This is a genomic window from Streptomyces sp. NPDC004435 (assembly GCF_042873895.1).
Taxonomy (GTDB): Bacteria; Actinomycetota; Actinomycetes; order Streptomycetales; family Streptomycetaceae; genus Streptomyces.
Genome location: NZ_JBIAMB010000027.1, coordinates 107,881 through 119,268, shown reverse-complemented (window position 1 = coordinate 119,268; position 11,388 = coordinate 107,881). Strand labels below are relative to the sequence as shown.

General features: G+C 74.2%; 13 protein-coding genes. 7 read left to right on the top strand and 6 right to left on the bottom strand.

The annotated features are described in order from the left end of the window. Window positions 1–107 (bottom strand): acyl-CoA dehydrogenase family protein (locus ACFYT9_RS35330; protein ID WP_242483871.1); only part of this gene is annotated, 107 nt, incomplete at its 3' end. A 192-nt stretch (window positions 108–299) separates the two neighbouring features. Beyond that, window positions 300–980 carry a ScbR family autoregulator-binding transcription factor gene (locus ACFYT9_RS35325; protein WP_387280692.1) on the bottom strand — a complete coding sequence of 227 codons (681 nt, stop codon included), beginning with the start codon at window positions 978–980 and terminating at the stop codon, window positions 300–302. A 127-nt stretch (window positions 981–1,107) separates the two neighbouring features. Between ACFYT9_RS35325 and ACFYT9_RS35320 the strand changes: the two genes are divergently transcribed. The 3 genes from ACFYT9_RS35320 to ACFYT9_RS35310 are packed head-to-tail and all read left to right on the top strand — an operon-like array spanning window position 1,108 to window position 3,912. Next, window positions 1,108–2,061, top strand: a complete 954-nt coding sequence (locus ACFYT9_RS35320; RefSeq protein ID WP_389170279.1) for a ScbA/BarX family gamma-butyrolactone biosynthesis protein — start codon at window positions 1,108–1,110, stop codon at window positions 2,059–2,061. A 44-nt stretch (window positions 2,062–2,105) separates the two neighbouring features. Further along, the gene (locus tag ACFYT9_RS35315) at window positions 2,106–3,095 is read left to right on the top strand and encodes an NAD-dependent epimerase/dehydratase family protein (RefSeq protein WP_389170276.1); all 990 of its coding nucleotides are present in this window, start codon (window positions 2,106–2,108) and stop codon (window positions 3,093–3,095) included. Window positions 3,096–3,147: 52 nt separating this feature from the next. Beyond that, window positions 3,148–3,912, top strand: a complete 765-nt coding sequence (locus ACFYT9_RS35310) for a glucose 1-dehydrogenase (protein ID WP_389170273.1) — start codon at window positions 3,148–3,150, stop codon at window positions 3,910–3,912. A 66-nt stretch (window positions 3,913–3,978) separates the two neighbouring features. Here the strand turns inward: ACFYT9_RS35310 and corA are convergent, their stop codons facing one another. Both corA and ACFYT9_RS35300 read right to left on the bottom strand, forming a co-directional pair. Then, window positions 3,979–5,061: a magnesium/cobalt transporter CorA gene (gene corA / locus ACFYT9_RS35305; RefSeq protein WP_387278387.1), complete on the bottom strand. Its 1,083-nt coding sequence runs from the start codon at window positions 5,059–5,061 to the stop codon at window positions 3,979–3,981. Between the two features lie 85 nt (window positions 5,062–5,146). Beyond that, window positions 5,147–6,478, bottom strand: coding sequence for a D-arabinono-1,4-lactone oxidase (locus ACFYT9_RS35300; protein ID WP_389170270.1), 1,332 nt, complete (start codon window positions 6,476–6,478; stop codon window positions 5,147–5,149). 439 nt (window positions 6,479–6,917) lie between these two features. Between ACFYT9_RS35300 and ACFYT9_RS35295 the strand changes: the two genes are divergently transcribed. Further along, a complete protein-coding gene (locus ACFYT9_RS35295; protein ID WP_389170268.1) occupies window positions 6,918–8,186 on the top strand; it encodes an alanine racemase in 1,269 nt (422 codons plus the stop codon). A gap of 104 nt (window positions 8,187–8,290) precedes the next feature. After that, window positions 8,291–8,896, top strand: coding sequence for a TetR/AcrR family transcriptional regulator (locus ACFYT9_RS35290; RefSeq protein ID WP_376596509.1), 606 nt, complete (start codon window positions 8,291–8,293; stop codon window positions 8,894–8,896). Window positions 8,897–8,906: 10 nt separating this feature from the next. On the opposite strand, the gene ACFYT9_RS35285 is transcribed toward ACFYT9_RS35290, so the two are convergent. After that, the gene (locus ACFYT9_RS35285; protein WP_376596519.1) at window positions 8,907–9,107 is read right to left on the bottom strand and encodes a twin-arginine translocase TatA/TatE family subunit; all 201 of its coding nucleotides are present in this window, start codon (window positions 9,105–9,107) and stop codon (window positions 8,907–8,909) included. A 157-nt stretch (window positions 9,108–9,264) separates the two neighbouring features. Here ACFYT9_RS35285 and ACFYT9_RS35280 point away from each other — a divergent pair, with 157 nt between their 5' ends. Both ACFYT9_RS35280 and ACFYT9_RS35275 read left to right on the top strand, forming a co-directional pair. Then, window positions 9,265–9,711, top strand: a complete 447-nt coding sequence (locus tag ACFYT9_RS35280) for a BlaI/MecI/CopY family transcriptional regulator (RefSeq protein ID WP_387278376.1) — start codon at window positions 9,265–9,267, stop codon at window positions 9,709–9,711. A 4-nt stretch (window positions 9,712–9,715) separates the two neighbouring features. Further along, on the top strand, window positions 9,716–10,660 hold the full coding sequence (locus tag ACFYT9_RS35275; RefSeq protein ID WP_387278374.1) for a M56 family metallopeptidase: 945 nt from the start codon (window positions 9,716–9,718) through the stop codon (window positions 10,658–10,660). A gap of 71 nt (window positions 10,661–10,731) precedes the next feature. Here the strand turns inward: ACFYT9_RS35275 and ACFYT9_RS35270 are convergent, their stop codons facing one another. Further along, a complete protein-coding gene (locus ACFYT9_RS35270; RefSeq protein ID WP_376596503.1) occupies window positions 10,732–11,187 on the bottom strand; it encodes a tellurite resistance TerB family protein in 456 nt (151 codons plus the stop codon). Between the last annotated feature and the right edge of the window lie 201 nt (window positions 11,188–11,388).

Sequence of the window (11,388 nt, the reverse complement as noted above, 5' to 3'; positions counted from 1 at the left end):
ACCGCCGCCGCGAACGGAGCGATCTTCGCCTCCGCCAGCGCACGCACCGACTCCCGGAGCATCTCGTGCTCCTCGGAGGTCCGGTACAGGTCGAAGTCCTTGCCCATGGTCTTGAGCTCCCTGGAAATGCTGGTGGCACCTGGCGTGCGGGGGCCTGGCTTGTGGCACCCGGAATCGGCTACGGCACCGCGTATGGCACTGAGTACCCTCAGCAAAACACACTCAGTGCCATGACGCCAGAGCGCCCCGACGGCAGTCTGCCGTCGGGGCGCCCGATGAAACCGTGCAGTTGGTTTTCGCTAACTCTCCGCATCCGCCACGTCGGCCTCCTCGTGGCGCCGACGGGTCTCCTCGTACTCGGCCGCGAGGCGCTTCGCGCGCTCCTGCGACATGTCGAGGCCGGTCAGGACGGCGGGGGTGCTGATGCTCGGCAGGACGTGCTGGAGCAGGACGACGACACGGCGCGTGAGGTCGTCACGCCCGCAAACGACCTGGGACATGGTCTGGATGCCCGCGAAGGCCCCGGAGAAGAGCTCCGCGGTGTCCACCACGTTGACGTGCGGCAGGATCTCGCCCCGCGCCTTGGCCGCCGTGAGGGCCTCGGCGACCTGATCCACCCACGCCTGGAACGGAGCCGCCCGGTCCACGCCCGTGGCGCCGCTGTCGAGGGCGAGCGCCACGCTCGCCTGGACCAGGGGGTCGCTCTTCAGCCGGTGGGCGAGGAGGAAGCCCTGGTCCACCAGCTCCTGGAGCTTCACGTCCTGCGGGGTCAGGGGCTCGTCGAGCAGCTGGGCGTTCAGCACCCCGAGGGCGAGGTCTTCCTTGGAAGCAAAGTGGAAATAAAGAGCCCCCTTGGTCACTCCGGCGCGCGTCAGGATTTCCCCGATCGTCGCCCGCTCGTAGCCGTGCTCCGCGAAGACGGCCGCGGCCGAATCGAGAATGATCCGCCGGGTCCTGATCGCTCGCGCTTGCTGCGCCAAAGTGACTCCTGCTGTCTCGCTGTCCGTGCTCACCCTGTGACGTGAAGCATTGAAAAGAAAACCGTACTGTACGTATTCTACGCGCGACCTAACTCGGCGGACCTCGACGGGCAATGCAAGGGGAGTCATGGATCGGAACGTTCAAGGGTTGTCAACTCCGTTCCCCGCACAGTTCGTTCACCGAGCCGACCCCGCCGACATTCTGCCCACCGGTTGGAGCCGCAACGCGGAGAACCGATTCTCCGTGACGGCCCGCTGGCCTGCCGCACACCCCTTCTTCGTACCGCGGACCGGCGATCTGCACGACCCACTGCTGGTCGCCGAGACCATGCGCCAGGCAACCATGCTGATCTGCCACGCGGAATTCGGGGTACCCGAGGACGATCAGTTCGTCATGTGGGACCTCTCCTACGACGCCGTCGCCGAGGAACTGACCCGTGACGAGCGGCCCACCGAGATCACCGTCGACCTCTCCTGCTCGGACATACGCACCCGGGGGCGCGGCCTGCGCGAAATGCGCACCTCGCTCGTCCTCAGCCGCGACGGCCGCCGGCTCGCCACCGGCGGCGGCGGCATCAACTGCACCTCCGCCCCCGCCTACCGGCGGATGCGGGGCGCCCGTCTGGCCGGGATCGGCGCCCCCGTACCCCTGCTGCCCGCGGTGCCGCCGCACGTCGTCGGCCGCGAGCACGAGAAGGACGTCGTGCTCGCTCCCGGCGACGCGCCGGGACGCTGGCGGCTGCGGGTGGACACCACCCACCCCACCCTCTTCCGGCGCGCCAACGACCACGTCCCCGGGATGCTGCTCCTCGAAGCCGCCCGCCAGGCCGCGGTGGCGGCGGCGGGCGGCGACCCGCTGCCGCCCGTCACCCTCGACGCCCGCTTCCACCGCTACGTGGAACTGGACGAGCCCTGCTGGATCGAGGCCGAGATCCTGACCGGGCTCGACCGGGACGCCACCACCGTCCAGATCCTCGCCCACCAGGGCGGCGAAGCGGTCCTCGACTGCACCCTCGCCGCGCCGCACCGCGCCAGGGCCGGGGCCGGGGCCACGTACGCCCCCGCCCTCCGCGCCGGCTGACGCCGAACCCGCCCCGCCGCTCCCCGCACCGACCGGAAGAACCCATGGGAACCCGCATCCTCGTCACCGGCGCCACCGGCTTCATCGGCGGCCGGGTCGCCGCCGCGGCCGCCGCGCACCCGGACCTCGACCACGTCCGCCTGCTCGTCCGCCGCGCCGACGCGGCGGACACGGCCCCTCCGGCCCACGGCGGCGGGGCGTCCGCCGGCCGGGGCGCCGGGCCCGTCGTCGAGACCGTCCGCGGTGACCTCCGGGACCCCGACGCGCTGCGCAGGGCCTGCGCCGGGGTCGACGCCGTCGTCCACTGCGCCTCCGCGATCGGCGGCGCCGAAAACCTGCTCCGGGCCGTCAACGAGCACGGCACCCGCGACCTCGTCGACGCCGCGCGCCGCGCCGGCGCCACCCGGATCGTCTCCCTCAGCACCGCGTCCGTCCACGGCCGCGGCCCCTTCCGCGCGGCCGACCCCGACGGCCTCCCGCTCGCCCCCGGGTCGGCGACCAGCAGGACCCGGGCCGCCGGTGAGCGGTACGTCCTGGACGCCGGCGGCACCGTGCTGCGCCCCCACCTCGTCTACGGCACGGGGGACCGGATGGTCGTCCCCGGCCTCCTGACACTGCTCGCCGCCCTGCCGGGACCGCTCGCCGGCCACGGCTCGCTCCACTCGACGGTCGAGGTGGAGAGCCTGGCCGGCGCCCTGCTGGGCGCCGCGCTCTCCCCGGCGACCAGGCCGGGCGCGTACTGCGTCGCCCACCCCGACCCGGTCTCCGACGCCGAACTCCTCGCCGCCGTCGAGCCCCTGCTCCCGGCCTCGGTACGGGACGCCCGGGGCCCCGCGGTGGAGCTCGCCGAGGCCCGCGCGCTGCTCGCCGGGAACCCGGTCGCCGCCCACCACCTGGAGCTGTTCGGCGTGGACCACTGGTTCGCCGACGAACGCCCCTGGACCGATTTCGGCCGCGGCCCGGGCCCCGGCTTCACCGCGGCGTTCCCCCGCCACCTCCCCTGGTACCGCGAGCTGCTCGCCTCCCACGGCTGAGCCGCAGCGCCCCCACCATCCCCATCCGCAGCACGAGGCAGGACGTACCACCATGGCGAGACTGGCAGGCAGGACGGCGATCGTCACCGGCGCGAGCCGGGGCATCGGCCGGGGGATCGCCGAGCGGCTGGGCCGCGACGGCGCCCTCGTCGCCGTCCACTACGGCAGTGACGCGACCGCCGCCGCCGCGACCGCCGCCGCCGTCGAGCGGGAGGGCGGCCGGGCCTTCGCCTTCCGCGCGGAACTGGACCGGCCCGACGCCGTCGACGTCTTCTACACCGCGCTCGACCGGGGCCTCGCGGACGCCGGCGCGGGGCCCGAGGTCGACATCCTGGTCAACAACGCGGGGGCCAGCGGCTCCGGCCGGCTGCACCAGCTCAGCCCCGAGGTCTTCGACCGGCTCTTCGCGGTCAACGTCAAGGCTCCGCTCTTCCTCGTCCAGCGGTGCCTCGACCGGTTCCGCGACGGCGGCCGGATCGTCAACATCTCCTCGCTGACCTCACGGAACGCCTACCCGGAATCCGTCACGTACGCCATGACCAAGGGCGCCGTCGACACCATGACCCTGGCCCTCGCCAAGGAGCTCGGCCCGCGCGGGATCACGGTCAACACGGTCGCCCCCGGCTTCGTCGCCACGGACATGAACGCCCGCCTCCGGACCACCCCCGAGGCGACCGCCGCGCTCGCCTCGCTCGCGGTCCTCGGCCGGATCGGCACCCCCGGGGACATCGCCGACATCGTCGCCTTCCTCGTCTCCGACGACGCCCGCTGGATCACCGGCCAGTACCTGGAGGCCGGTGGAGGGGCGGGTCTGTGAGGCGGCGCCGCGCCCGCCCGGCCTGATCAGGCCGGGCCCTCCCGTACGGGCGCCCGGCCCGTCGCGCTACAGCCAGCCGTTGCGGCGGAAGCCCCGGTGGATGACGAAGCAGGCCACCGCGATCACCCCGAGGACCAGCGGATAGCCGTAGGTCCAGCGCAGTTCCGGCATGTGGTCGAAGTTCATGCCGTACATCCCGCACACCATCGTCGGCACCGCGACGATCGCCGCCCACGCGGTGATCTTCCGCATGTCCTCGTTCTGCGCGACCGTGACCTGCGCCAGATGCGCCTGGAGCACCGAGTCGAGCAGGGTGTCGTAGGAGGCGACCTGCTCGGTGACCCGGGCGAGGTGGTCGGTGACGTCCCGGAAGTACGTCCGGATCTCCGGGTCGACCAGCGGCATGGGCCGGGTGGCGAGCGCCGTGAGCGGGCGGGCGAGCGGGGCGACCGCCCGGCGCAGTTCGAGCAGTTCCCGCTTGAGCTGGTAGATCCGGCCGGCGTCACCGCGGCCCGCCTGGCCGGAGAAGACGGCGTTCTCGATGGCGTCGAGGTCGGTCTGTACCGCGTCCGCGACGGCCAGGTAGTCGTCCACCACGTGGTCCGCCATCGCGTGCAGCACGGCGGACGGTCCCTTGGCCAGCTGCTCGGGCAGCGCCTCCAGCGCCTCGCGCAGGGGTCCGAGGGAGCCGTGCCCGCCGTGCCGGATGGTGAGGACGAAGTCGGGCCCGACGAAGGCCATCAGCTCGCCGGTGTCCACCACCTCGCTGGTCGCGGTCAGCTCCTCGTGCTCGACGTACCGGACCGTCTTCAGGACGGCGAACAGCACCCCGTCGTACTCCTCGACCTTGGGCCGCTGATGGGCGTGGACCGCGTCCTCGACGGCCAGCGGGTGCAGCCCGAAGAGCTCGGCCAGCACCGTCAGTTCCTTCTCCGCCGGCTCGTGCAGCCCGATCCACACGAAGCCGTCCCCGCTCCGGCGGACGTGCCGCAGGGCGTCCTCGGCGCTCGTGCCCCGGACCGTCCGCCGCACCCCGTCGACGTACACGACGCAGTTCACGACCGCGCTGCCGAGCGGCGAGCGGGCCGGGTGGCTCAGGTCCACCCTCCGCCGGTAGGTCCGGCGGACGGCGGTGCGCAGGCGCTGCATGACGGACACGGCGGTACTCCTTCGGCAGACCGGGAGCCAGTGTGCCACTCGCCCCGGGCCGGAGGTCAGTCCCCCGGGACGGGGGTCAGCCGGCCGCCGGGGGTGAGCCGAGGACCCGGTCGAGGTACGGGTTGGAGAGGACGCCGGCGGGGTCGAGGCGGTCACGCAGGGCCACGAAGTCGTCGAAGCGCTCGTAGCGGGGGCGCAGCTCGGCCGCGCCGAGGTCGTGCATCTTGCCCCAGTGCGGACGGCCGCCGTAGGAGGCGAGGATCCTCTGGCAGGCGTCGAAGTACCGGCGGTACGGCATCCGGTGGTACTGGTGGAAGGCGATGTAGCAGCTCTCCCGGCCCTGCGCGGTGGAGAGCCAGATGTCGTCGGCGGCCGTGAAGCGGACCTCCAGGGGGAAGGACACCGGCTCGCCCTGCGCGTCGATCCAGGCCCGGAGCTCCCGCAGCGCCTCGGCCGCGTGCGCGCGCGGGATCGCGAACTCGCCCTCGTGGAAGCGGACGTCGCGCACCGAGGCGAAGATCCGGTACGCGTGGTCGGTCCAGGTCCTGGAGGACATCGCGCGCGCGGCGAAGCGGGTGATCGGCGGCACCAGGCGCGGCACGCGGGTGCCGAGCCGGTTCAGGGCCTCGAAGCCGGGGCCGCTGACGGCCTCGTCGAGCCGCCGGGAGAGGGCGCCGATGGGGGAGAGGGGGGCGTCACCGGGCAGCCGGCGGAAGCGGCGGGTCAGGGTGGTCTCGCTGTGCGGGAACCAGAAGAACTCGAAGTGGTCGTTCTCCGCCACGAGTTCGTCGATCCGGCCGAGGGTCTCGGTGACGGGCGTCGAGGTGTCCCGGGCGTGCAGGGCGTAGAGCGGGACGGTCTGGAGGGTGACCTTGGTGATGACGCCCAGCGCCCCGAGGCCGACCCGGGCCGCGGCGAACAGCTCGGGCCGCTCGGTCGGCGAACAGACCGTCACCGATCCGTCGGCCAGCACGAGTTCGAGTGCCCGCACCTGGGTGGCGATGCCGCCGAAGCGGATCCCGGAGCCGTGGGTGCCGGTGGAGATCGCGCCGGAGATCGTCTGCCGGTCGATGTCGCCCATGTTCTCCAGGGCGAGGCCGTGCGAGGCGAGCAGCGGGTTCAGTTTCCACAGCGGCATGCCGGCACCGACGGTGACGAGCCCGGTCTCCGGGTCCACCGCGTCCACGGCGTCGAGCCGGTCGAGGCGGAGCTGGACGTCCGGGGCGACGGCGACGCCGCTGAAGGAGTGCCCGGAGCCGACCGCCTTGACCCGCAGCCCGTCCCGCACCGCGTCCTTCACGGCCGCGGCGACGTCCTCGGTCCGCGCCGGGCGCAGCACCCGCCGGGGGCGGGCCTCCTCGTTGCCGGCCCAGTTGCGCCACACGCCGCCGTTGTCGCTGCCGCTCATGCCGGGCGTTCCCTTCGGGCCGGTGTTCCTGTACGTCGGACGGGAGAGGGGCGGTTACCGCCGGTTCTCGCTGTCCGGAAGGGTGGACTTGGTCAAGCGTCCAAGTCAAGGGTCCTGGAGTCTTGACTTGGACGGGCGACCAAGAGACGGTGACGGCGTCGCCACCGGTCCCCGCAGAGCCCGCATCCGTACGCCGCGGCCCAGGTCCCGCGGAGTCCGCATCCGTGCCCGGCGCGCGGCCCGGTTCCTCGCGGAGTCCGCACCGCGTCCGGCGTCGGCCCGCGTCCGGAGAAGATCCGTATCCGGAGGAGGTCCGCGTCCCGCGGAGGTCGACGTCCCGGCAGGGGGCGACGTCGCGGCAGAGGTCCCCGTCCCAGCAGAGGCCGACGTCCCGGCAGAGGTCCCCGTCCCCGCAGAGGTCCACGAAAGGCCGCCCATCATGGCAAGCGCCCGCCCCGACGCCGCAGCCGCCGTGTCCCCGGACTCCGCGGTGCCGACCGCGTCCGCCCCGCGCCCCGCCGGCTTCGCCGACCTGGAGAAGGCGACCGCCGGACTCCAGCCGCCCTTCGCCGCCGTGGACCTCGGCGCGCTGCGCGCCAACGCCGCGCAGATGGCCCGCCGCGCCGGCGGCAAGCCGATCCGGCTCGCCAGCAAGTCGCTCCGCTGCCGCGCCCTCATCGACGACGTCCTGGCCCGCCCGGGCTTCGCCGGCGTCCTCGCCTTCACCCTTCCCGAGGCGCTCTGGCTCGCCGCCCACGACCCCCGCGCGGACGTCCTCGTCGGCTATCCGACCGCCGACACCGACGCGCTGGGCCGTCTCGCCGCCGACGAGGACGCCGCCGCCCGCGTCACCGTCATGGTCGACTCCCTCGAACAGCTCGACCTCCTCACCGCGGCCGTCGGAGCCTCGGGCCCCCCGGTCCGTGTCTGTCTCGACCTCGACGCCTCCCTCCGCCTGCTCGGCGGCCGCGTCCACCTCGGCATGCGCCGCTCGCCCCTGCACGCCCCCGCCCAGGCGGCGGCTCTGGCCCGCGCCGTCGTCGCCCGTCCCCGGCTGCGGCTGGTCGGCGTGATGGCGTACGAGGGGCAGATCGCCGGGGTCGGCGACGACCAGCCGACCCAGGCCCGCCCGATGCGCACCGCCGTCCGCGCGGTCCAGCGGCTCTCCGCCCGCGAGCTGCGCGCCCGCCGCGCCGCCGCCGTCCGCGCCGTCCGCGAGGTCGCCCCGCTGGAGTTCGTGAACGGAGGCGGCACCGGCAGCCTGGAGACCACCTCCGCCGAGCCCGCCGTCACCGAACTCGGCGCGGGATCCGGGCTCTACGCCCCCGCCCTCTTCGACCACTACCGGGGCTTCAGTCCGCTGCCCGCCGCCTTCTTCGCGCTCGCGGTGGTCCGCCGCCCCGCCCCCGGCCACGTCACCGTCCTCGGCGGCGGCTGGACCGCGTCCGGCGCCCCCGGGCCGGACCGGCTGCCCGTCCCCGTCCACCCGGCGGGGCTGCGGATGCTCGGCTCCGAGGGCGCGGGCGAGGTCCAGACCCCGCTCGTGGGACCCGCCGCCGACACCCTCCGCTTCGGCGACCGGGTCTGGTTCCGGCACGCCAAGGCCGGCGAGCTCTGCGAACGCGTCGACACCCTCCACCTCGTCGAACACGACCGGGTGGTGGACGAGGTCCCCACCTACCGGGGCGAGGGCATGGCCTTCCTGTGACCTCCGACCGCCCTGCGGTACCGTGACCCGGCCCATCGCGGCCCCCGCCCCGACCGGCCCCGGCCCCGGCCGACCGGCCCCGCCCCCTCCCGAGGAGCCGTCCCATGCCCCGACTCTCCGCCGGTGAGCGCCGCGAGCAGCTGGCGGAGGCGGCGATCCGGGTCATGATCCGCGACGGGGTCGCCGAGACCACCACCCGGGCCGTGGTCGCCGAGGCCGGGGTGCCGCTCGGCGCCTTCCACTACTGCTTCCGTTCCAAGGAGGAGCTCTTCCAGACCGTCATCGAGCGGATCATGGAGCGGAACCTCCCGCCGGCCGACCTCGCCCACCCGGAGGGCGCCACCCCCTTCGACAAGGTCCGCGCGATCCTCCGCGCGTACTGGGAGCAGGTCCGCGCCCGCCCGGACGAGCACCTGGTGACGTACGAGGTCACCCAGTACGCGCTCCGCCGGCCCGGCCTCGCCGACCTGGCCCGCCGCCAGTACCGGCACTACCTGGACGTGAACCGCGCCCACCTGGAGTCGATGGCTCGGGCGGCGGGCCTCGCCTGGACCGTGGACCTCGCGGTTCTCGCCCGTCACGGCCTCGGCGTCCTCGACGGCCTGACCCTCACCTGGCTGATCGACCGCGACGACGAGCAGGCCTTGGCCGCCCTGGACGAGTACGCCCGCTACCTCGCCTCGGTCGCCGAGCCCCTGCCCGTCGCGTAGCGCGCGGGGGTCAGCGGTTCTCGGCGGAGGTCCGCGTCTCCTTGACGGTGTAGGTGACCGCCGGTTCGCGGGGCGCGTCGCCCGCCTTCATCTCGCGCGCCTCCGCCTTCAGGATGCGGGCGGCCTTGCCGGCGTTGCGGGCCAGCTCCGGCAGCTTCTTCGCGCCGACCACCAGGGCGACGACGACCAGCAGGATCGCGATCTCGCTCATACCGAACACGGGGACTCTCCTGGCGGGGGACGGGACGGTGGTCCGACCCGCGTCAATCTACAGGGGCGTAGAAGGACCGGGTAGGGTCACCCCCCGAACGATGAACGACGTCCGGACGGTCCGGGCGAGCGGCCGGGAACGGCGAGGGGGACGACGGATGAAGAAGCGGGACGCCGGGGAGCCGGAGCCCACCGGGGCCGCCGCGCGCCGGCGCGGCCAGGGCGAGCTGGAGGCCCAGGTCCTCGCCGCGGTGCGGGCCGCGGGCCGGCCGGTCACCGCCGGTGCGGTGCGGGAGGTGCTCGGCGGCGGACTCGCGTACACCACCGTCATCACCATCCTGACCCGCCTCCACGCCAAGGGGGCCGTCGCCCGCGAACGCGCCGGCCGGTCCTTCGAGTGGACGGCCGTGGCCGACGAGGCGGGGCTCGCCGCCCTCCGGATGCGCAGACTGCTCGACGGCGAGGGGGACCGGGAGGCCGTCCTCACCCGCTTCGTCACCACCCTCCCCGCCTCCGACGAGCAACTCCTCCGGGAGCTGCTGGCCCGCGCCGAGGAAGGGGCGGAAGACGGGGAAGAGGGAGAGAACCGGGCGGGGGAGGGCTGACACCGTGGGCGTCCTCGTCTTCCTGCCGCTCGTCCTGCCGCTGACCGCGTGGCCCGTCGCCCGGCTCGCCGAGCACCACCTGCACCCGCGCACCGCGACCCGGCTGCTCACCGCCGTGGCCGCGCTGCTCGCCGTGTGCAGCACCCTCTGCCTCGCCCTTCTCATGGTCGTCGGGACCGCCCAGCTGCCCGGCAACCCGCTCCCGGACGCCTGGTCGGACCCGGAGGTGCGGGCCGCCGTGCCGTACGACGAGTTCGCGGGCCGGGCGGCGATCCCCGCGCTCCTCGCGGTGGTCGGGGTCTGCGGCCGGGTGCTGCTGCGCCACCGGAGCGTCCGCGGGCGGGCCGCCCGCGCGCTCGCCGGGCTGCCGGACCGTCCGGTCGCGGTGCTGCCGGACCCGCTCCCGTACGCGTACGCCCTCCCGGCCCCGGCCGGGCGCTCCCGGGGGAGGATCGTGGTCAGCCGGGGCATGCTCGCCCGGCTGGGCTCCGCGGAGCGGCGGGCGCTCTTCGCCCACGAGCGGGCGCATCTGACGGGCCGGCACGACCGGCTGCTGCTCGCCGCCCGGCTGGCCGCCGCGGCCAATCCGTTCCTCCGGCCGCTGCGGACGGCCGTCACGTACTCGGCCGAGCGCTGGGCGGACGAGGAGGCCGCGGTACGGGTCGGCAGCCGGCGCGTGGTCGCGCGGGCCATCGGACGGGCGGCGCTGGCCTCCGGCGGCGCGAGCCCCGCGACCCTGCCGGCCTTCGCCGTCGCAGGTCCTGTGCCGCGCCGGGTGGCCGCCCTCCTGGCGCCGCCGCCCCCGGCACCCCGCGCCTGGCCGCCGGTCTTCACCGCCGTCGGGCTCGCCCTGTGGGGCGCCGTGATGGGCGCCGCGGCCTCGGCCCTCGCCTCGGCGAACTCTGCGGTCGCTCTCTACGCGGTGCTCAGGGCGGCGACGCCGCTCTAGGCGTATTGACCCGCAGGGTTGCCGACGCGGGTCGGTACACCCGGTGCCTGTCCGACCCGGGGCCGCGCGTCTCAGAGGTCGAACTCGTGCGGGGGCAGACCCAGGGCGAAGCACGCCTCGCGGACGACGGCCCGCTCGGTCGGGTCGAAGTGCCCGTCGGCGCCGCCGATGACGATGCCGATCTGGACGACGGCGCGGGCCTCCGCGGGCTTCTTCTTCGCCTTGGCGATCTCCTGGAGGACGGCGACCTTCCCGAAGTCGAAGTCGGCCGCGAGCTGGTCGAGCTGGGCGTCGAAGCGCCGCTGGAGGTCGGCCGCCTCGAAGTTCCGCAGCACCTCGTTGGCGGCGATCAGCTGGGCCACGCGGCTCCGCTCGGCCGGGTCCACGGTGCCGTCCGCCGCCGCGACCAGCGCGCACATCGCCATGCTCGCGTCCCGGAAGGCGCCGCTGGTCAGTTCGTTCTTCCGCGCGGTCAGCTGGGTCTGCATGGTCGAGGCGGACTCCTTGATCCGGTCCCACAGCGCCATCGTCGGCTCACACTCCCTCGGCCGGACTACTCCGGTGTCGAACTTCTACAGTGTTGTAGAAGTTACCAGTCCGAAAAGGAGTGGGAGGCGCGGGGGAGGGTTGTTAGGGTCGGTCGCATGTGCTCCGTCATCCAGAACTTCCGGGCGATCCGGCTTCGTTCCGCGCGCTGACCGCGGTTCCGGCCCTTCATCAGAACGACG